Genomic DNA, 19,531 nt, shown 5'->3' on the forward strand with positions numbered 1-19,531 from the left:
ACAACGTGGTGCGGTCCTGGAAGTACGGCAAGCTCGCCCTGCGCGATGACCCGTGGGGCCACGGCAACTCCCTGGAGTGGGCCACCTCCTCCCCGCCCCCGCGGCACAACTTCGTGGAGATCCCCCGTATCCGCTCCGAGCGCCCCGCCTTCGAGGCGCACTACCCCCACCTCACCGACCGGCTCCAGGCCGAAGCCCACGCCGGCAAGCGCCACGAGCCCTACGCCGGGGTCAGCGAGGTCGGCGCCAGCGCCGGCCCCCGGCAGGGTCCCAACGACCCCGACCCCACCTGAGGTCGGCCTCCGTGAAGGGTCCCGACGCGAGCCTGCGAGCGGTGGGGGGCACGGGGGTCCTTGCTCAGGGCAGCAGGGCGTCCTCGTCGAGCTCGTCGAAGCCGGGAACCGCCGCGTCGTAGGCGCCGACGCCGTCGAGGGCGTCGCGGACCACCCCGGCGGCCAGTCCCCCGCTGTAACCCTTGCGGGCCAGCATGCCCATCAGGCGGCGGGTCGCGGTGACCCGGTCGAGCCGCTGCATGCTGGGCAGCTTCCGCTCCACGAGCCGACGGGCCGTCTCCCGCTCGTCGTTGTCGTCGACCGCCATCACGGCGGTGGCCGCCACGTCGTCCTCGACGCCCTTGGCACGCAGTTCCGCCTTCAGCGCCCGGCGGGCCAGACCGCGACCGGACTGACGCGAGGTGACCCAGGCCTGGGCGAAGGCCTCGTCGTCGATCAGCCCCACCTCGGCGAGACGGTCGAGGACCGCCTCGGCCACGTCCTCGGGGACGTCGCGCTGGGCCAGGAGATCGGCCAGCTGCTGCCGGGTCTTCGGTGCGCCCGTCAGCGCCCGCAGGCAGAGGTTCCGTGCCACGGATTCGGGGTCGGCCATCTCCTCGACCGCCCCGTCGGCGCCGTCGGCCGGAGTGGGTCGCCGCCGCGTGCCCCAGGAGTTCCCGGAGCCGCGGCGGCGCTCACCCGAACGGTCGGTCACCGGCTCAGAAGTCGACCGGGTCGGCCACCGGCGCGTCGAGCTGGGGCCCGATGCCGAGCTTCTCCTTGATCTTCTTCTCGAGCTCGTCGGCGAGGTCGGGGTTGTCCTTCAGGAAGTTGCGCGAGTTCTCCTTGCCCTGGCCCAGCTGGTCACCCTCGTAGGTGTACCAAGCACCGGACTTCTTCACGAAGCCCTGCTCGACGCCCACATCGATGAGCCCACCCTCGCGGCTGAAGCCCTGACCCCAGAGGATGTCGAGCTCCGCCTGCTTGAACGGCGCGGCCACCTTGTTCTTGACGACCTTGACGCGGGTGCGGCTGCCGACGGCCTCGGTGCCCTGCTTCAGGGTCTCGATGCGGCGGACGTCCAGGCGGACCGACGAGTAGAACTTCAGCGCACGACCACCGGTGGTCACCTCGGGTGAGCCGTAGACGACGCCCACCTTCTCGCGCAGCTGGTTGATGAAGATCGCCGTCGTCCCGGAGTTGCTCAGGGCGCCGGTGATCTTGCGCAGCGCCTGGCTCATCAGCCGGGCCTGCAGACCCACGTGGCTGTCACCCATCTCCCCCTCGATCTCGGCGCGGGGCACCAGGGCGGCGACCGAGTCGATGACGAGGATGTCGAGCGCACCGGAGCGGATCAGCATGTCGGCGATCTCGAGGGCCTGCTCACCGGTGTCGGGCTGGCTGACCAGCAGGGCGTCGGTGTCCACGCCGATGGCGCGGGCGTACTCGGGGTCGAGCGCGTGCTCGGCGTCGATGAAGGCGGCGATGCCGCCGGCGGCCTGCGCGTTGGCCACGGCGTGCAGCGCGACCGTGGTCTTGCCGGAGGACTCCGGGCCGTAGACCTCGACGACACGGCCACGCGGGAGACCGCCGATGCCGAGCGCGATGTCGAGGGCGATGGACCCGGTCGGGATGACCTTCATGGCCACCTCGGGGCTGTCGCCCAGGCGCATGACCGAGCCCTTGCCGAACTGCTTGTCGATCTGGGCGAGGGCCATGTCGAGGGCCTTGTCGCGGTCGAGTGTCGCCATGGTGGTCACCTTCGGTTCGCGGGAAGCGGGTCGGGACCGACGCTAGGACGAGCCACCGACAGTTCTCGGATCGCGACCGGGGTTGTGGAGATCCCGATCGCCTGTGGACGTCACTGTAGGCCGAACACCTGTTCGACTGCCAGGCCGACACGCCCGTGTCGTACGACCGGCGGACCACCGGTCACACCGGCACCGGCGGGCCCGTGCCGGAGCCGGTTCAGCGCTCCCGCGGAGGTACGTCGTAGGCCTCGCAGATGGCCAGCCACACCTTCCGCACGGGGACGCCGGCGTCGATCGCCTCGAGCGCGCTGCGCCCGCCGAGATCGGAGAAGAGGTGGTCACGGGACACGCTCTGGGCACGCATCGCCCCGAACTGCTCGTCCAGACGGGACCAGAACTCCTGCAGGCGCACGCCCCGACGCTAACGCGTGGCCGCCACCGGGCGCTCTCCCCACCTAGGGTCCGGGCATGCTTCCTGGCACCGGGTCGGAGACCCTCGACGTCCTGCTGCAGATCGGCATCATCGGCGCGCTGCTGGCGACGCTCGTCCTGCTGATCAGGAACTACCGGGACCGCTGAGGGCGCAGCGCGACCGAGGCCCACACCACGGCCAGCGGGACGACGAGCACCGCCGACACCCCCGAGACCAGCCCGAAGCCGCCCCAGGCCAGGAGCGGGCCCCCGATCGCGCCGGACAGCGCCGCGCCCAGGCCCATCAGCAGGTCGGTCCCGCCCTGTGCGGTCGGTCGCAGGTCGGCGTCCACAGCACCGGTGACGAGCGTGGAGCCGGCGATGAGACCGCAGGACCAGCCCAGCCCCAGGAGCAGGAGCCCGACCCCGAGCCGGACCGAGTCGGACGGTCCGGCGGTGCCCGCCACCGCGGTGGCGAGGAGCAGGAGGAGGCCGCCCAGCGCCACGACCGACGGGGCGCCCATGCGGTCGGCGAGCGCGCCGACGAGCGGGGAGAAGAGGTACATGCCGGCCACGTGCACGCTGATCACGAGGCCGACGACGCGCAGGACGGCGTCCTCGGTGCCACCTGCGTGCCCCATGTGCACCGGCGTCATCACCATGACGCCGACCATCACCGAGTGGGCGACGACCACGGACACCAGGCCGAGCCGGCCGGCGGGCGTGGCCCACACCGCCCGGAGCGCCGGACGGGTGGCCGTGCGCACCGGCGGCGCGCCCGTGCCCCCGCCCAGGCGCCGTGCGAGCAGCAGCGGATCGGGCCGGAGCAGCGTCAGCAGGCCGGCGGCGACGACGGCGAACACCACGGCCGAGACGACGAAGGCCCCGGCCAGGGCGGGCAGCCCGAGCGCGGTGCCGAGGTCGGCGCCCGGCGCGGCCAGGTTGGGGCCCAGGACGGAGCCGACCGTCGTCGCCCAGACCACCAGCGACAGCGCCCGGCCGCGGTGCTCCGGCGCGGCGAGGTCCGCCGCCGCGTACCGCGCCTGCAGACCGCACGCCGTGGAGGCACCGAAGAGGAAGAGCCCGACCAGCAGGAGGAGCAGCGAGGAGACGGTGGCGGCCGCGACCGTGAGCACCGCGCCCAGCACGCTCAAGGTGTAGCCGACGGCGAGCCCGCTGCGCCGGCCGGCGGAGCTGCTGATGCGGGCCAGGGGGACGGCGAGGACGGCCGCACCGAGGACGCCGGCGGTCTGCCCGAGACCGGCCGCGCTGTCGGTGCCGGCCACGTCGCGCGCCAGCAGGCCGCCGGCCGTGATGCCGACGGTGACGCCGAGCCCGGCGAGGGCCACGCTCCCGCCGAGCACCTGCACGGTGCGTCGCTGCACCGCCGCGACCTCGATGACGTCGGACGACCCGAGGGGCTGGACTGCCGGTCGCATGCCGGCAGTGTGCCGCAGACCCGCCCCCGGGTCGCCGCCCTTTCCCGGGCGGGTCCCCGGTCGGGCGGTCGCCGCGGTCACGACCGGCGAAGTGTCGTACCCCACGGGGACACTGACTCCGTGGCCCGCCGTCCGTCCCCCACATCCACGCTCGACCGGTTCTCGGAGCCGACCCGCGCGTGGTTCACCGGTGCGTTCCAGCAGCCCACGGCCGCCCAGGACGGCGCGTGGGACGCGATCAGCAGCGGTGAGCACGCCCTGGTGGTCGCCCCCACCGGTTCCGGCAAGACGCTGGCCGCCTTCCTCTGGTCCCTGGACCGGCTCAGCATGACGCAGCCCGCCGACGAGCAGTCCCGCTGCCGGGTGCTCTACGTCTCCCCGCTCAAGGCGCTCGCGGTGGACGTCGAGCGCAATCTGCGGGCCCCCCTGACCGGGATCGGCCAGGCCGCCGCCCGGCTCGGCCTGCCCCGCCCGGAGATCCGGGTCGGCATCCGGTCGGGCGACACCCCGGCCGACGAGCGGCGCGCCTTCGCCAAGCGACCCACCGACATCCTCATCACCACCCCGGAGTCGCTGTTCCTGCTGATGACCAGCGCCGCCCGGGAGGCGCTCCGCGGGGTGGAGACGGTGATCCTCGACGAGGTGCACGCGGTCGCGCACACCAAGCGCGGCGCGCACCTCGCCGTCACCCTCGACCGGCTCGACGAGCTGCTGGAGCGCCCCGCCCAGCGGATCGGCCTGTCGGCCACGGTGCGGCCGATCGAGGAGGTGTCCACCTTTCTCACCGGGGGCCGGCCGGTGCGCGTGGTGGCGCCCACCTCCACCAAGCGGTGGGACCTCTCCGTGGTCGTGCCGGTCGAGGACATGAGCGAGCTGGGCCAGCCCACCGGCGAGCTCGAGGGCTCGGCGGCGGGCAACCAGCCGCGCAGCTCCATCTGGCCGGCGGTCGAGGAGCGGGTGCTGGACCTGGTCGAGGCCCACCGCAGCACCATCGTCTTCGCCAACTCCCGGCGGCTGGCCGAACGCCTCACCAGCCGGCTCAACGAGCTGGCCTACGAGCGCGCCACCGGTGAACCGGTCCCGCCGGGCACCAACGCCGCCGCGCTGATGGCCCAGGCCGGTTCAGGCGGGGGCACGCCCGAGGACTTCCAGCCGGTCGCCGCCGCCCACCACGGGTCGGTGTCCCGCGAGCAGCGGGCGATCGTCGAGGAGGCGCTGAAGTCGGGGCGGCTGCCCGCCGTCGTCGCCACCTCCAGCCTGGAGCTCGGCATCGACATGGGCGCGGTCGACCTCGTCGTCCAGGTGGAGTCCCCGCCCACCGTCGCCGCCGGCCTGCAGCGGGTCGGGCGCGCCGGTCACCAGGTCGGCGCGGTCAGCCGGGGGGTCCTGTTCCCCAAGTACCGCGGCGACCTCGTGCAGTGCGCCCTGGTCGCCGAGCGCATGAAGGCCGGCGCGATCGAGTCCGTCCGCTACCTGCGCAACCCGCTGGACGTGCTGGCCCAGCAGATCGTCGCCATCGTCTCGGAGCGGCCGCGCACCGTCGACGAGGTCGCGGCGCTGGTCCGCCGGTCCGCCGCCTTCGGCTCGCTGCCGGACTCCGCGCTGCACGCCGTCCTCGACATGCTCGCCGGCCGGTACCCCTCCGACGCCTTCGCCGAGCTGCGGCCCCGCCTCACGTGGGACCGCGTCACCGACACCCTCACCGCCCGGGCCGGGGCGCAGCGGCTGGCCGTCACCAGCGGCGGCACGATCCCCGACCGCGGCCTGTTCGGGGTCTTCCTCGTGGGCTCCGAGGGCACCGGCGGCCGGCGGGTCGGCGAGCTGGACGAGGAGATGGTCTACGAGTCCCGCGTGGGCGACGTCTTCCTCCTGGGGTCGTCGTCCTGGCGCATCGAGGACATCACGCACGACCGCGTGCTCGTCACGCCCGCCCCGGGGCAGCCGGGCAAGATGCCGTTCTGGCACGGCGACGCACCAGGCCGTCCGCTGGAACTCGGCCGGGCGCTCGGCGCCTTCCTCCGGGAGGTCGGGACGGCGACGCCCGAGGCCGGTCTCGAGCGGGCCCGGGCGGCCGGCCTGGACGAATGGGGCGCGGCCAACCTGCTCGCGTACCTGACCGAGCAGAAGGCGGCGACCGGCCACCTCCCCGACGACCGCATCCTGCTGGTCGAGCGGTTCCGCGACGAGCTGGGCGACTGGCGGCTGGTCGTCCACTCCCCCTTCGGCGCCCAGGTCAACGCGCCCTGGGCGCTCGTGCTCGCCGCGCGGCTGCGCGAGCGGTACGGGGTCGACGTCGCCTCGATGCACTCCGACGACGGCATCGTGCTGCGGCTCCCCGACACCACCGGCGAGCCTCCCGAGGCCGACCTCGCCGTCCTGGACCCGGACGACGTGGAGCGGGAGGTGACCGCGGAGGTCGGCACGTCGGCGCTGTTCGCCAGCCGGTTCCGCGAGTGCGCCGCCCGAGCCCTGCTCCTCCCCCGCCGCGACCCGCGCCGGCGCACGCCGCTGTGGCAGCAGCGCCAGCGCGCGGCGCAGCTGCTCTCCGTGGCGAGCGAGTTCGCCTCCTTCCCGATCACGCTGGAGGCCGCCCGCGAGGTCCTGCAGGACGTCTACGACGTGCCGGGGCTCGTCGAGCTGATGACCGACGTGCGGTCCCGCCGGGTCCGGGTGGTCGACGTGCAGACCGACACCGCCTCGCCGTTCGCCCAGTCGCTGCTGTTCGGGTACGTCGGCCAGTTCCTCTACGAGGGCGACGCGCCGCTGGCCGAGCGCCGCGCCCAGGCCCTGGCGCTGGACACCGGCCTGCTCGCCGAGCTGCTCGGCCGCACCGAGCTGCGGGAGCTGCTCGACGGCGAAGCCATGGCCGAGATCGAGGCGGAGCTGCAGCGCCTCCCCGCGCAGCGGCACCCCCGGGACGTCGACGGCGCCTCGGACCTGCTGCGTGGCCTGGGCGACCTCACCGTTGCGGAGGTGGCCGCCCGCGGGGTGCCGGAGGAGTGGCTGACCGAGCTGGTGGACTCGCGGCGGGTCCTCCGCGTGCGCATCGCCGGGGAGGAGCGGCACGTCGCCATCGAGGACGCCGGCCGTTTCCGCGACGCCCTCGGCACCGCCCTGCCGGTGGGTGTGCCGGAGGTCTTCACCGAGCCGGTGAGCGACCCGCTGGGGGACCTCGTGGGCCGGTACGCGCGCACCCACGGCCCCTTCCAGCCCCCCGAGGTGGCCGCCCGTCTCGGCCTGGGCGTGACCGTGGTCCTGGCCACGCTGCAGCGGCTCACCAGCACCGGCCGGCTCGTTTCCGGGGAGTTCCGGCCCGGAGGCACCGGTCAGGAGTGGTGCGACGCCGAGGTGCTGCGGTCCATCCGCCGCCGGAGCCTGGCCAGGCTGCGCCAGGAGGTCGAGCCCGTGCCGATCGGCACGCTGGCCCGCTTCACCCCCTCCTGGCAGGGCATCGGCGGCCGGCTGCGCGGCACCGACGGGGTGCTCGCCGTGGTCGAGCAGCTGGCCGGCGCGCTCCTCCCGGCCAGCGCGCTGGAGTCCCTGGTGCTCCCGGCCCGGGTGCGCGACTACTCCCCCGCGATGCTCGACGAGCTCACCAGCGCCGGCGAGGTGCTGTGGGCCGGCGCGGGCGGGCTGCCGGGCGGCGACGGCTGGGCCAGCCTGGTGCCGACCGACCTCGCTCCCCTGCTGCTGCCCGAACCGCTGGAGCTGCCCGAGGCCGGCGGTCCGCTGCTCGACCTGCTCGCCGGCGGCCAGGCACTGTTCTTCCGCGGCCTGTCCGACCTGCTCGGGTCCACCGACGACACCGCACTCGCCGACCTCGTGTGGGACCTCGTCTGGGCCGGCGCACTGACCAACGACACCCTGGCGCCGCTGCGCACCCGGCTGGGTGTCGGCGGCACGCACAAGCGCGCACCCGCACCGCCGCGCGCCCGGCTGGACCGCTCACGAGCGGGGCGCACCCGGCTGGGCCGGCCGGCGATGCCCACCCGCACCGGGCCGCCCTCGGTGGCCGGCCGCTGGTCGCGGCTCCCCGACCGGGAAGCGAACGCCACCCGGCGGACGACCGCGCGCGCGGAGGCGCTGATCGAGCGGCACGGCGTGCTGACCCGTGGTGCGGTGATGGCCGAGCAGGTCGCCGGCGGCTTCCCGGCGGTCTACCCGGTGCTGCGGGCGTTCGAGGAGAACGGTCGGGCCCGGCGCGGTTACTTCGTCGAGACCCTGGGCGCCGCGCAGTTCGGCACCCCCGGGTCGGTGGACCGGCTGCGCAGCTTCGCCGCGCCCGACCGGCTGCCCGGCGGCGCCGTCGTCCTCGCGGCGACCGACCCGGCCAACGTGTACGGCGCCGCCCTCCCGTGGCCCGAGCGACTCGCCGCGGCCGACGGCGAGGCGGTCGATCTCGGCGAGGGCACGGGATCGGCCCGCAAGGCCACCGGGCACCGTGCCGGGCGCAAGGCCGGCGCGCTCGTCGTCCTCGTCGACGGCGAACTCGTCCTCTACGTGGAGCGGGGCGGCAAGACGCTGCTGTCCTGGACCGAGGACGAGCAGACGCTCAAGGAGGCGGCGACGGCCCTCTCGAACGCGGTGGCGGCCGGGGCGCTGGGACGCATGGTGGTCCAGAAGGCCGACGGCGCCTCGGTGCACGAGTCCACTCCGCTGTCCGCCGCGCTCCAGGCGGCCGGGTTCAGCGCCACCCCCCGGGGACTCCGGCTGCGCGGCTGACCGAGCCGCACGGCTCAGGGGCCGGCGTCCCAGAGCAGCCGGTAGTACGCCATCCGTTCGACGTCCGGGTCGACCCCGTAGGCGTCCAGCAGCGGCCGCTCCCATCCCGGGCCGTAGTTCCAGCCGGTGCTCCACGTGGCCACCGCCAGGTCGGCCCACCGGTCGGCCAGACCCAATGCGCCGAGATCGACGTGACCGGACCAGGCACCGTCATCGGTGAGGAGCGTGTTGGGTGCACAGGCGTCGCCGTGGCACACGACCGACCGGTCGACGTCCGGGACGTCGGCCAGCCGGGCCAGCACCTCGGCCACCGTCAGGCCGGCGTGCTGCGGGGACCACTGCTCCGGGCGCAGGGCGCCGGCGCGGCGCTGCGCGTCGGCCACGCGGGTGGGCGCGGACCAGTCGAACGGGCAGTCCCGCGTCGGCAGGGCGTCGTGCAGCGCCCGCAGACCCGCACCGATCGCCTGCACCGCCGGCCCCGGGTCGGTCAGCCATCGCCGGTCGACGGCGTTGCGGCCGGGAAGCCCCGCCGTCACCAGCCATTCGCCCCGGTCGTCCGCACCGTGGGCCACGACGACAGGGACCGGCGTGTACGCGGCGGCCCAGCGCAGCCGCTCGGCCTCGGGCGCGATGGGCAGTCCGCTGCCGGCCGGCGCCCACTTCACGAAACGCCGCTCCGGGCCGTCGCCGAGCTGCCAGGTGAGCCCGCCGAGCTGGTTGCGCCAGACGGGGCTCACGCCCGCGCCACCGGCCAGGGCCGCGACGGAGGCCGGCACCGCGACCGGCTCGGTCGGCGGCCCGGCGATCACCTCCGCGATGCTGCCACGGGCGTCCGGGGAACGTCGGGCCTCGCCCGGCTGACGGGGAGAGCCGTCATCCCCGCCGTCACAACGTGACGGTCTCGTGGAGAGGCGGCTCCCCGGGTGAGCCACGCCCGTCCGGTGGGCACCGGAGAGGTGTCAGCGCACCGAAGGGGGAACCACCTCATGCGCACTCTCATCGCCTTCCTGCTGCTCCTCGGAGCCGCACTGCTCGTGGCCGGCGCCGCCGTACCCGAGCTCTTCGTGCTCTCGCTGCTGGGCCTGCTGGTCCTCACCGGCACCGCGAGCGTGGCCCTGGCCGCCATGGGTCCACGGGGGCCACGGCTCCACTCCTGACCCTGGTGGGGACCGCCTCCCCTCGCCGGCCGCACGCCGGTCCGGGCGGCGGAGGACACTGGTCGGGTGCCCGAGGGAGACACCGTCTGGCTGGCCGCCCACCGCATGAACACCGCGCTGGCCGGCGCCACCCTGCGCCGGGGCGAGTTCCGCCTGCCGCAGCTGGCCGCGCTGGACCTCACCGGCGCCACCGTGCGCGAGGTCGTCCCGCGCGGCAAGCACATGCTCATCCGGCTGGCCGACGAACGCACGCTGCGCACCCACTACCGGATGGACGGCAGCTGGCACATCTACCGGCCGGGCGCCCGGTGGCGCGGCGGCCCGGGCTACGACGTCCGCGTCGTCCTGGCCACGGACGAGTGGGAGTGCGTCGGCTACCGGCTGCACGACGTCGAGATCGTCCCCACGGCCGACGAGGGAAGGCTGGTCGGTCATCTCGGACCCGACGTCCTCGGGCCCGACTGGGACCTGGAGGAGGCGCTGCGCCGGCTCCGGTCGCACCCCGACGAGCAGATCGGGGTCGCCATCCTCGACCAGCGCAACCTGTGCGGCCCCGGGAACCTCTACAAGGTCGAGGCGCTCTTCCTCTGCGGGGTGCACCCCTGGGCGCGGGTGGCCGACGTCGACGCCAGGCTCGAGCCCCTGGTGACCCGGGCGCGGACGCTGATGCTCGCCAACCGGAACCGCCCCGAGCAGAGCACGACCGGCGATCTCCGCCGCGGCCAGGACCACTGGGTCTACGGGCGGAAGAACAAGCCGTGCCGGCGCTGCCGGACGCCGATCCTCATGGGCGACCAGGGTCCGCACACGCAGGAGCGGGTCACCTACTGGTGCCCCCGGTGCCAGACGGCGCGCTCCCCCGTCGACCCGCTCGCCCGCACCGGCGAGCCCGGTCGCCCGCGGCCACTGGCCACGCCCGGCTGAGCGGCCCGGCAGACGCAGAGGCGGGCGGCCTCCGGGGTACCGGAGACCGCCCGCGACGGACGTGCGCGCCCGACGACGGGCGCGGGGATCAGGCGGGGTCGGGCCGCTCGACCGGCTGGGCCTGGCGCTGCTCGGTGGTCTGCTGCTCCCCGGCCGGGGCACCCTGTTCGATGGCCTGCGCAGGCGCGCCGGCCTCGACCGCCTGAGCGCCACCATCCATCGACGCCCGGATCGCATCCAGCCGGGAGGCACCCGCGACGTCGAGGGTCGCCCGCTCGACCTCGAGCATCCGGCCCTCGACCGAGTTCTGCGCCAGCTCCGCCTGCCCCAGGGCGTTGGCGTACCGGGCCTCGATCTTGTCGCGGACCTCCGAGAGGCTCGGCGTGTTGCCCGGCGCCGAGAGCTCGTTGACCTGCTTGAGCGAACTCGCCACGTGCTCCTGCATCTTCGCCTGCTCGAGCTGGCTCATGAGCTTGGTGCGCTCGGCGAGCGTCGTCTGCAGCCGCATGCGGCTCTGCTCGACGGCACCGCGGGCCTGCTCGGCGGCCTGCAGCGCCTCGTCGTGGCTGCGCTTGAGGTCCTCCATCGACTGCTCGGCCGCGACCAGCTGCGTGGCGAACGCCTGTGCCGCGTTCTCGTACTCGACCGCCTTCGCAGCATCCCCCGAGGCCCGCGTCTTGTCCGCCAGGGTGAGCGCCTGGCGCGCCGACGCCTGCAACTTCTCGACCTCGCCCAACTGGCGGCTCAGCCGCATCTCGAGCTGGCGCTGGTTGCCCAGGACGGCCGCGGCCTGGTTGGCCAGCGACTGGTGCCGCTGCTGCTCGGCCTCGATGGCCTGCGCGATCTGGATCTTGGGGTCGGCACGCTGGTCGATCTGCGCATTGGCCGACGCCGTCAGGTACTTCCACAGCTTCACGAGCGGGTTGGGCATGGTTCCTCCTGCTCCGGCACCGAAGCCGGGGGTGGGTGGCCGGCGCGGCGGTGTTCGTCGCCACCATCGTCCCAGGTGAGTGCCATGACTGGCCAACGGGTCGACACGGACGTGCCGACCTACGGTTACCCCGTGCCCGCACCGATCCCGACGCTGTGCGTCCTGGGCGAGCTGGTGGTCGATCTGCTCCCCGTCCCCGAGGCCGGAGCCGGCCCCACCGGCACCGCCCCCCAGTACGTCGCGCGCCCCGGCGGCAACGCCCTCAACGTCGCGGTGGCGGCCGGCCGGCTGGGCGCACCGGTGGCACTGGTGGCCCGGCTGGGCACCGGACCGCTGGGCGCCGCGCTGCGACGGCATGCCGAGCTGGCCGGGGTGGACGTGAGCGGCTTCGTCGACGCGGCGGAACCGGTGAGCCTGGCCGTGATCGGCCTGCACCCCGACGGCTCGCCCGACTACGGCTTCCACGTGCTGGGTGCGGCCGACTGGCAGTGGACCGGCGAGGAGCTGGCCCGCTCGCTGCCGGAGCACCCCGCGGTCCTGCACGTGGGCTCCATCTCCAGCTGGACCGAGCCGGGGGCGACCGCCATCGCCGCGCTCGTCGAACGGCTGGCCGGCACGGCGCTGCTCAGCGTCGATCCGAACATCCGCCCGCCGCTGGCCGACGGGCCGGTCGGCGCCACCCTCGGCAACGACCGGGCAGCCGTCACCGCCCGCCTCGACCGGCTGGTGGCGCACGCCGACGTCGTCAAGGTCAGCGCCGAGGACCTCGCCTGGCTCGAACCCGGCGCCGACGACCTGGACGACGCCGCCCGGCGCTGGGCCGACCGCGGCCCGGCCCTGGTGCTGCTCACCGACGGCGGGGCGCCGCTGCGGATCGCCCGCCCGGGACGCCCGGTGCTGCACCGCGAGTCCCCCCGCGTCGACGTGGCCGACACCGTCGGAGCCGGCGACTCGCTCGCCGCCGGACTGCTCAGCGGGCTGCTCGCCGCCGGCGTCACCGACCGCGGAGGCCTCGAGGCACTGGACGACGGCCGGCTGCTGGACCTGGTCGACGACGCCGCGCTCGTCGCGGCACTCAACTGCACCCGGGTCGGCGCCGACCCGCCCACGCGCGCGGAGGTCGACGCGGCGCGGGCCGCACGGTGAGGGCGGTGGGGAACGTGCGGGTCGTCGGCCTCTCGGAGCTCTCGGCGACGACGGTGCGGGCACGGCTGCTCGACCAGCACGACCGCTTCTGGCACACCGACACCCGCGCCCTGCACCACCCCGTGTGGTTCCACCAGTTCGGCGGGTTCGGCGCCGTCGCCATGACCGCCGACAGCGAGGAGGTGGGCTACCTCCTCGGCGCCGTCACCGCGGACCGGCTGGCCTACCTCCACCTCCTGGCGGTGCGCGAGGACCACCGGCGGACGTCGCTCGGCCGGCGGCTGTGCCGGTGGTTCGACGAGCTGGCCGGGAGCACCGGCGCCCGCGTCGTCCAGGCGGTGACGCGTCCGGACAACGAGGCCGCGCTCGCCTTCCACAGGTCGCTGGGCGCCGCCACCCACCTGTCCCGGGACCACGCCGGCCCCGGGGAGGACCGCGTCGTCCTCACGCGGTCCCTCTCGCCGGCCTGATCCGGGCGCCGGCGGTCAGCCGCCGGCGGGTACGGCGCCGAGCACCGCGGCCAGCCGAGCGGCCTGGCGGTGCCGGTCGAGAGAACGCCCGGGCCGGAGGACGACCCCGAGCAGCCAGCGGGCCGCCAGCTCGGCGCCGTCGGCATCCGTCCGCAGCGCCGCGGCGAGCCGGTCGCGCAGCAGCGTCCAGTGGTCCGCATCGACGGAGAGCAGGTCCGCGAGCACCTCCGGCTCGGCCTCGGCCAGCCGGCGCAGCACCGGATGGGCGCCCAGCTCGTCGGAGAGCACGGCGAGGGCCTCGCCCGGCGGCTGCGCCCCGGCCAGGCCGGTGAGCCGGTCGAGCTCCACGGCCAGCAGGGCGCGGGCCACCTCGTCCTTGGTCCGGAAGTGGTTGTACAGCGTGGCCTTGGCGACGCCGGCGGCCGCCGCGATCGACTGCATGGTGCTGCGCCGGACACCGTGCTCGGCGAAGGCCCGCGCCGCGCCCTCGACCAGCCCGCGCCGGGTCCGGTTCACGACGACGGCCAGGGGACGCTCCCGCCCATCAGGCGGCGAGCGAGACCGCCTCGCCCCGGCGGAGGGCCGAGCGGGCGGGGGCGCCGACCAGGGCCAGGGCGGGCTCGGCCGCCGGCACGGCGGTCTCCTCCACGGACGGCTGCTCCGCGGCGGCCGCCGCGTCGGCCCCCTCGGTCGGGGCGGGCTGCGCCAGGGCGCGGACACCACCGGCACGGGCCACGCGCAGTTCGAGGCTCACCTCGGCCAGGAGGTCGGCCAGCTCCACGTCCAGTGCGTCGCAGATGGACGCCAGCAGCTCGGAGGATGCCTCCTTCTGCCCGCGCTCGACCTCGGAGAGGTAGCCGAGGCTGACACGGGCAGCGCCCGAGACGTCGCGCAGCGTCCGGCGCTGGCGCAGCCGGTGACCCCGCAAGGTGCTCCCGAGCTGGGTACGCAGCAGCAACATGGCCACTCTCCTGTCCTGCGAGCGGGCAACAACACTCATGAGCGGCGGACGCCCTCGTCGAGCGCCGTGCGCTCACGGTACGCGGCGCTCGGTCCGGTGGCTGGCCCACCGGCCTCGCGTCCTCTCTGGGCGTAACGCGGTCACCCTGGCGGGCGTTCCCGCAGCTCGCTCAGCCGAGCCGGTCGAGCAGAGCGGCCATGGCGGCGGCGACGGCGGCGGCGCGCACCGCCGCGCGGTCCCCCGGCAGGTCCAGCTCCAGCACGTCGGTTCCCCGGCCGTCGGAGAGGCCGACGTACACCCGGCCGGGACGGTGCCCGTCGACGGGCGCCGGACCGGCGACGCCGGTCAGCCCGATCCCCCAGGTGGCGGTGCAGCGCTCGCGGACGCCCTCGGCGAGGGCCGCGGCCGTCGCGCGGCTCACCGGGCCGGACGCGGCGAGCAGGTCCACGGGGACGCCGGCCAGCGCCGACTTCAGGTCGGTGGCGTAGACGACCACTCCCCCGCGCAACGTCCCGCTCGCACCCGGGACCTCGGCCAGCGTGGCGCAGAACAGCCCGGCGGTGAGCGACTCGGCGGCAGCGACCGTCTCGCCCCTGCCCAGCAGGGCGGCGTGCAGCCGGGCGGCCGGGTGGCCGGCGGACTCGGACACGGCCGTCAGGCGGCGGTGTCGGTGCGCGCGTCGGCGGTGTCGGTGCTGCCGGCGGCCGAGCGCCGCGCGGCCGCGGCCTTCATGGCCCGAGCGCTCGTCCGGCGCAGCCGCAGTGCACGGACGACGTAGTCCAGGCCGGTGACGACGGTCAGCGCGAGCGCGACCGCCATCACCCACCACCGCGCCGTGGCCAGCAGCCCGGTCAGCGGCAGGATGTAGAGGCCGATGGCCAGCGCCTGGGCGACGGTCTTGAGCTTGCCGCCGCGGCTGGCCGCGATCACGCCGTGCCGGATCACCCAGAACCGCAGCACGGTGACGCCGACCTCGCGGACCAGGATGACCCCGGTGACCCACCAGGGCAGCATCCCCAGCGCGGAGAGCCCGATCAGCGCCGTCCCGGTGAGCGCCTTGTCGGCGATCGGGTCGGCCAGCTTGCCGAACTCGGTGACCTGCCCGGTGCGGCGGGCGATCATCCCGTCGTAGCGGTCGGTGATGATCGCCAGGGTGAACACCAGCGTGGCCCAGTAGCGGCCGGCGTCGTCCAGGCCCTCGTCGTGGAGCAACAGGTACGCGAACACCGGCACCACCGCCAGGCGCAGCACCGTCAGCGCGTTGGGCAGGTTCACGAGGCGCGCCGTCTGCGGGGGCGTCGCGGCCGGGTCGGGCAGCACCTCGCTCATCCCGTCACCGACCGGTTCCGGCCACGGCCGGCACGACGGCGCGCGCGACCAGGTCGATGCCCTCGGTGTCCACGACGACCGCCTCGACGATCCGGCCGGCGACCGAGCCGTCCGGCACCCCGGTGACAGTGGTGGTGCCGTCGGCGTCGGGGTCCTGGTGGGCGGCGTGACCGAGCCAGACACCCGGGCCCTCCTCGGCGGACAGGTCCTCGGTGAGCAGCACCTCGACGTGCTCGCCGACGCGGTCCTCGGCGCGCTGGGCGGTGAGCTCCTCGACGAGGTCGGTGATCCGCCGGACGCGGGCGTCGATCTCGGTCTGATCGAGCTTGCCGGGTAGCCCGATCGCCTCGGTGCCCTCCTCGTCGGAGTAGCCGAAGACGCCGACGGCGTCCAGGCGACCCTCGGTGAGGAACCGCTCCAGCTCGGCGACGTCGTCCTCGGTCTCCCCCGGGAAGCCGAGGATGACGTTGGTGCGGAACCCGGCGCCCGGGGCGAGCGCCCGGGCGCGCTGGATCAGCGCCAGGAAGTCGTCGGTGCCGCCGAACCGGCGCATGCGGCGCAGCAACGACGGCGACGAGTGCTGGAAGGACAGGTCGAAGTACGGGGCGACGCCCGCCGTCCCCGCGATCAGCTCCAGCAGGCCGGGGCGCAGCTCGGCCGGCTGGAGGTAGGCGACCCGGACCCGGGCGATGCCCTCGACGGCGGCGAGCTCCGGCAGCAGCTTCTCCAGCGAGCGGAGGTCGCCGAGGTCCTTGCCGTAGGAGGTGGAGTTCTCGCTGACCAGCACCAGCTCGCGGACGCCCTCGGAGGCCAGCCACTGCGCCTCGCCGAGCACCTCGGCCGGCGGACGCGACACGAACGCGCCGCGGAAGGTCGGGATGGCGCAGAACGCGCACCGCCGGTCGCACCCCGACGCGAGCTTGAGGGCGGCGGTGGGACCGGAGGCGAGCCGCTTGCGGCGCAGCCAGTCGTGACCGGGGATCGCCGGGGCGTCGACCTCGGCCCGGGCGGCGGTCCGCTGGACGGGGCTGATCGGCAGCAGGGTGCGGCGGTCGCGCGGGGTGTGCGGCACCAGCGGGCGCCCGGCGATGACGTCGTCGAGCCGGTCGCCGATCTGGGCGTAGTCGTCGAAGCCGAGCACCGTGGCCTCGGGCAGCGCTCCGGCGAGCTCCGAGCCGTACCGCTCGGCCATGCAGCCGACGGCGACCACCGGCGCACCGGAGTCCGTGGCGGCGAGGATCGCGTCGACCGAGTCCTTCTTGGCCGACTCGATGAAGCCGCAGGTGTTGACCAGGACGGCGTCGGCGGCGTCCGCGTCCTCGATGAGCTCGTAGCCCCCGGCGGCCAGCCGGCCGGCCAGCTCCTCGGAGTCGACCTCGTTGCGGGCGCACCCGAGGGTCACCACCGCCACTTTCCGGGCAGGGTGGGGCGCAGCTGTCACCGGGCCATCGTAGGCGAAGGACCCTCGTGCCCCCCGACCCTCGCAGGCTCGGTTCGGGCCCCTGCACGAGGGCCGCTCCAGAGCGTCACGATCCGCCGCGCAGGGTGAACATGACGGACTCGAGCTCGTCGGGCTTGATGAGCACGTCGCGCGCCTTGGAGCCCTCGGAGGGACCGACGATGCCGCGGCTCTCCATGAGGTCCATGAGCCGGCCGGCCTTGGCGAACCCGACCCGGAGCTTGCGCTGCAGCATCGAGGTGGAGCCGAACTGGCTGGTGACGATCAGCTCGACGGCCTGCAGCAGCAGATCCAGGTCGTTGCCGATGTCCTCGTCGATGTCCTTCTTCTCGCCGGCGCTCCCGGCGGAGAAGACCTCCTCGCGGTACTCGGGCTCGGCCTGGCGCTTGCTGAACTCGACGACCGCCTCGATCTCGGCGTCGGTGACGAAGGCGCCCTGCACGCGCATCGGCTTGCCCGCGCCGATCGGCATGAACAGCGCATCACCCATGCCGATGAGCTTCTCCGCGCCCGGCTGGTCGAGGATGACCCGGCTGTCGGTGAGGCTGGAGGTGGAGAAGGCCAGGCGCGAGGGCACGTTGGCCTTGATCAGGCCGGTGACGACGTCGACCGACGGGCGCTGGGTCGCCAGGATCAGGTGGATGCCCGCGGCGCGCGCCTTCTGCGTGATGCGGACGATGTGCTCCTCGACGTCGCGCGGGGCGACCATCATCAGGTCGGCGAGCTCGTCGACGATCGCGAGGATGTAGGGGTAGGGGCGGTAGACCCGCTCGCTGCCGGGCGGTGCGGTGATCTCGCCCTTCTCGACCTTGCGGTTGAAGTCGTCGATGTGCCGCACACCCGTGGACTTCATGTCCTGGTAGCGCTGCTCCATCTCCTCCACCAGCCAGGCCAGCGCGGTGGCGGCCTTCTTGGGGTCGGTGATGATCGGCGTGATCAGGTGCGGGATGCCGTCGTAGGGCGTGAGCTCGACCATCTTGGGGTCGATCAGGATCATCCGGAGCTGGTCGGGGGTCGCCCGGAGCAGCAGCGAGGTCAGGATCGAGTTCACGCAGCTGGACTTACCGGCGCCGGTGGCACCGGCGACCAGCAGGTGCGGCATCTTCGCCAGGTTGGCGCAGACGAAGCCGCCCTCGATGTCCTTGCCCAGGCCGACCAGCATCGGGTGCGGGTCCTGCTTGGCCGCGCCGGACCGCAGGACGTCGCCGAGGCTGACCTTCTCGCGGTCGGTGTTGGGCACCTCGATGCCCACGGCCGACTTGCCCGGGATCGGCGCCAGGATGCGGATGTTGTCGTTGGCCACCGCGTAGGCCATGTTCCGGGTGAGCGCGGTGATCTTCTCCACCTTGACGCCCTGGCCGAGCTCGACCTCGTAGCGGGTGACCGTCGGGCCACGGGTGAAGCCGGTGACCGCCGCGTCGATGTTGAACTGGTCGAGCACGCCGGTGATCGCCTCGATGGCGACGTCGTTGGCCTTGGACCGCGCCCGCGGCGGGTCCCCGGGGCGCAGCATGGACAGCGCCGGGAGGACGTAGTGCCCCTCGACCGGCTGGATGGACAGCTGCTCCGGCTCGGTGATCGGCGGCAGGTCGTCCGGCAGGGTGCGGTCGACGACCGGCGGCCGGGGCGGCGCGGGGCGCAGCTCGGTGTGCTCGGGCTCGGTGGTGAGCGTGGCCTCCGCGGCCGCCGCCATCGCGCCGTGGTCGATCGGGCCGGTGGCGAGCAGGTCCTCGGACAGCTTCCGGCGGGATCTCCGGGTGGCCGGCGCCTCGGTCTCCTCCTCGTACTCGTCGAAGTCGTCGTACCCGTCGTCGTCGTAGTCGTCGCGGCCCAGCAACCTGTCGGTGAGCTCGCGCAACCGCTCGGGGATCTGGTGCACCGGGGTCGAGGTGATGACCAGCAGGCCGAAGAAGGCCAGCAGCGAGAGCAGCACGACGGTGACGACGCTGCCCATGCCGGCGACGAGCGGCGTCCCCACGGCCCAGCCGACGAGCCCACCGGACCCGGGCAGGCCCTTCTCGGGATTCGCGGGAGTGCCGACCACCTGGGCGATGCCGAGCACCGACGCGATGGCGCACAGCCAGCCGATCAGCAGACGCCCCCGGGCCTCGGGCCGGGGACCCCGGCGCAGCAACCGGAGGGAGGCGAAGAACAGAACGACGGGCAGCACCATGACCAGCGAGCCGATGACCCACCGGACGCCGTCGGTGAGGGCGACCCCCACCGGGCCGATGCCGTTGCTCCAGGCCGCGGCGCCCAGGACGACGGCGAGACCGAGGACCGCCAGGCCGACGCCGTCCCGGCGGTGCTCGGGCGCGAGGGGCTCGGCCCCCTCCGGACGGGCGACCGAGCGGGCCAGGCCGCCGGCTCCGCGGGCGAGCAGCGCCCAGGTGCCGCTGGCGGCCCGCCAGAGGCTGAAGCCGGCGTCCTTCTTGCGCACTGGGGGCCGCCGGTTGCCGGAGCGCTTGGCGGGCGGCCGCTTCTTGCTCGCAGCGGTCGAACCCGAGCGGCTCCGGTTGGACGCCGGACGCGTCGACGTGGTGCGGGCAGGCATGCGTC

General features: G+C 74.6%; 18 protein-coding genes and 1 pseudogene. 7 read left to right on the plus strand and 12 right to left on the minus strand.

From position 1 onward, the window contains the following. A pseudogene (locus RM425_RS20805) lies at window positions 1-293 on the plus strand (cytochrome ubiquinol oxidase subunit I); the annotation flags it as partial. 64 nt (window positions 294-357) lie between these two features. Here the strand turns inward: RM425_RS20805 and RM425_RS20810 are convergent. The 3 genes from RM425_RS20810 to RM425_RS20820 all read right to left on the minus strand — a co-directional run bounded on the left by RM425_RS20810 (window position 358) and on the right by RM425_RS20820 (window position 2,435). Further along, window positions 358-987 (minus strand): regulatory protein RecX, encoded by a 630-nt coding sequence (locus tag RM425_RS20810; RefSeq protein ID WP_311347147.1) that lies wholly within the window; start codon window positions 985-987, stop codon window positions 358-360. Between the two features lie 4 nt (window positions 988-991). Beyond that, complete coding sequence (gene recA, locus RM425_RS20815) at window positions 992-2,023, minus strand: recombinase RecA (protein ID WP_311347148.1); 1,032 nt, start codon at window positions 2,021-2,023, stop codon at window positions 992-994. A 217-nt stretch (window positions 2,024-2,240) separates the two neighbouring features. Then, entirely contained in the window at window positions 2,241-2,435 is a 195-nt protein-coding gene (locus RM425_RS20820; protein ID WP_311347149.1) for a DUF3046 domain-containing protein, read from the minus strand. Window positions 2,436-2,491: 56 nt separating this feature from the next. On the opposite strand from RM425_RS20820, the gene RM425_RS20825 reads away from it, so the two are divergent. After that, window positions 2,492-2,602: an LPXTG cell wall anchor domain-containing protein gene (locus RM425_RS20825; protein ID WP_311347150.1), complete on the plus strand. Its 111-nt coding sequence runs from the start codon at window positions 2,492-2,494 to the stop codon at window positions 2,600-2,602. Here the strand turns inward: RM425_RS20825 and RM425_RS20830 are convergent. Next, window positions 2,587-3,873, minus strand: a complete 1,287-nt coding sequence (locus tag RM425_RS20830) for an MFS transporter (RefSeq protein ID WP_311347151.1) — start codon at window positions 3,871-3,873, stop codon at window positions 2,587-2,589. The two genes, RM425_RS20825 and RM425_RS20830, sit on opposite strands and share 16 nt — an antisense overlap. 120 nt (window positions 3,874-3,993) lie before the next feature. Here RM425_RS20830 and RM425_RS20835 point away from each other — a divergent pair, with 120 nt between their 5' ends. Further along, window positions 3,994-8,595, plus strand: coding sequence for an ATP-dependent helicase (locus RM425_RS20835; protein WP_311347152.1), 4,602 nt, complete (start codon window positions 3,994-3,996; stop codon window positions 8,593-8,595). A gap of 14 nt (window positions 8,596-8,609) precedes the next feature. On the opposite strand, the gene RM425_RS20840 is transcribed toward RM425_RS20835, so the two are convergent. Beyond that, entirely contained in the window at window positions 8,610-9,404 is a 795-nt protein-coding gene (locus RM425_RS20840) for an aminoglycoside 3'-phosphotransferase (protein WP_311347153.1), read from the minus strand. A gap of 177 nt (window positions 9,405-9,581) precedes the next feature. On the opposite strand from RM425_RS20840, the gene RM425_RS20845 reads away from it, so the two are divergent. Together RM425_RS20845 and RM425_RS20850 are read left to right on the plus strand one after the other, a co-directional pair. Next, window positions 9,582-9,752, plus strand: a complete 171-nt coding sequence (locus RM425_RS20845; protein WP_311347154.1) for a hypothetical protein — start codon at window positions 9,582-9,584, stop codon at window positions 9,750-9,752. Between the two features lie 66 nt (window positions 9,753-9,818). Then, window positions 9,819-10,676, plus strand: a complete 858-nt coding sequence (locus tag RM425_RS20850) for a DNA-formamidopyrimidine glycosylase family protein (protein ID WP_311347155.1) — start codon at window positions 9,819-9,821, stop codon at window positions 10,674-10,676. 88 nt (window positions 10,677-10,764) lie between these two features. Here RM425_RS20850 and RM425_RS20855 read toward each other — a convergent pair whose 3' ends face one another. After that, complete coding sequence (locus RM425_RS20855; RefSeq protein WP_311347156.1) at window positions 10,765-11,607, minus strand: PspA/IM30 family protein; 843 nt, start codon at window positions 11,605-11,607, stop codon at window positions 10,765-10,767. A gap of 132 nt (window positions 11,608-11,739) precedes the next feature. On the opposite strand from RM425_RS20855, the gene RM425_RS20860 reads away from it, so the two are divergent. Both RM425_RS20860 and RM425_RS20865 read left to right on the plus strand, forming a co-directional pair. Next, window positions 11,740-12,753, plus strand: a complete 1,014-nt coding sequence (locus tag RM425_RS20860; protein WP_311347157.1) for a PfkB family carbohydrate kinase — start codon at window positions 11,740-11,742, stop codon at window positions 12,751-12,753. A 5-nt stretch (window positions 12,754-12,758) separates the two neighbouring features. Then, complete coding sequence (locus RM425_RS20865; protein WP_311347158.1) at window positions 12,759-13,223, plus strand: GNAT family N-acetyltransferase; 465 nt, start codon at window positions 12,759-12,761, stop codon at window positions 13,221-13,223. A 15-nt stretch (window positions 13,224-13,238) separates the two neighbouring features. On the opposite strand, the gene RM425_RS20870 is transcribed toward RM425_RS20865, so the two are convergent. The 6 genes from RM425_RS20870 to RM425_RS20895 form a co-directional block, all read right to left on the minus strand. Beyond that, complete coding sequence (locus RM425_RS20870; RefSeq protein ID WP_311347159.1) at window positions 13,239-13,739, minus strand: TetR family transcriptional regulator; 501 nt, start codon at window positions 13,737-13,739, stop codon at window positions 13,239-13,241. Window positions 13,740-13,767: 28 nt separating this feature from the next. Further along, on the minus strand, window positions 13,768-14,184 hold the full coding sequence (locus tag RM425_RS20875; RefSeq protein ID WP_311347160.1) for a helix-turn-helix domain-containing protein: 417 nt from the start codon (window positions 14,182-14,184) through the stop codon (window positions 13,768-13,770). A 169-nt stretch (window positions 14,185-14,353) separates the two neighbouring features. Then, entirely contained in the window at window positions 14,354-14,833 is a 480-nt protein-coding gene (locus RM425_RS20880) for a CinA family protein (RefSeq protein WP_311347161.1), read from the minus strand. Between the two features lie 5 nt (window positions 14,834-14,838). Further along, on the minus strand, window positions 14,839-15,513 hold the full coding sequence (gene pgsA, locus RM425_RS20885) for a CDP-diacylglycerol--glycerol-3-phosphate 3-phosphatidyltransferase (protein WP_311347162.1): 675 nt from the start codon (window positions 15,511-15,513) through the stop codon (window positions 14,839-14,841). 4 nt (window positions 15,514-15,517) lie between these two features. Further along, entirely contained in the window at window positions 15,518-16,924 is a 1,407-nt protein-coding gene (gene rimO, locus RM425_RS20890; RefSeq protein WP_311347163.1) for a 30S ribosomal protein S12 methylthiotransferase RimO, read from the minus strand. A gap of 115 nt (window positions 16,925-17,039) precedes the next feature. Beyond that, window positions 17,040-19,526: an FtsK/SpoIIIE family DNA translocase gene (locus tag RM425_RS20895; protein WP_311347164.1), complete on the minus strand. Its 2,487-nt coding sequence runs from the start codon at window positions 19,524-19,526 to the stop codon at window positions 17,040-17,042. Window positions 19,527-19,531: the final 5 nt, after the last annotated feature.

The sequence above is a fragment of the Blastococcus goldschmidtiae genome (assembly GCF_031845325.1).
Lineage (GTDB): Bacteria > Actinomycetota > Actinomycetes > Mycobacteriales > Geodermatophilaceae > Blastococcus > Blastococcus goldschmidtiae.

Bases quoted from the DNA above. Each gene is read 5' to 3' on its own strand.
- RM425_RS20855 (WP_311347156.1), bottom strand. From the start codon at position 11,607: ATGCCCAACCCGCTCGTGAAGCTGTGGAAGTACCTGACGGCGTCGGCC.
- RM425_RS20830 (WP_311347151.1), bottom strand. From the start codon at position 3,873: ATGCGACCGGCAGTCCAGCCCCTCGGGTCGTCCGACGTCATCGAGGTC.
- pgsA (WP_311347162.1), bottom strand. From the start codon at position 15,513: ATGAGCGAGGTGCTGCCCGACCCGGCCGCGACGCCCCCGCAGACGGCG.
- recA (WP_311347148.1), bottom strand. From the start codon at position 2,023: ATGGCGACACTCGACCGCGACAAGGCCCTCGACATGGCCCTCGCCCAG.
- RM425_RS20895 (WP_311347164.1), bottom strand. From the start codon at position 19,526: ATGCCTGCCCGCACCACGTCGACGCGTCCGGCGTCCAACCGGAGCCGC.
- RM425_RS20875 (WP_311347160.1), bottom strand. From the start codon at position 14,184: ATGTTGCTGCTGCGTACCCAGCTCGGGAGCACCTTGCGGGGTCACCGG.
- RM425_RS20825 (WP_311347150.1), top strand. From the start codon at position 2,492: ATGCTTCCTGGCACCGGGTCGGAGACCCTCGACGTCCTGCTGCAGATC.
- RM425_RS20845 (WP_311347154.1), top strand. From the start codon at position 9,582: ATGCGCACTCTCATCGCCTTCCTGCTGCTCCTCGGAGCCGCACTGCTC.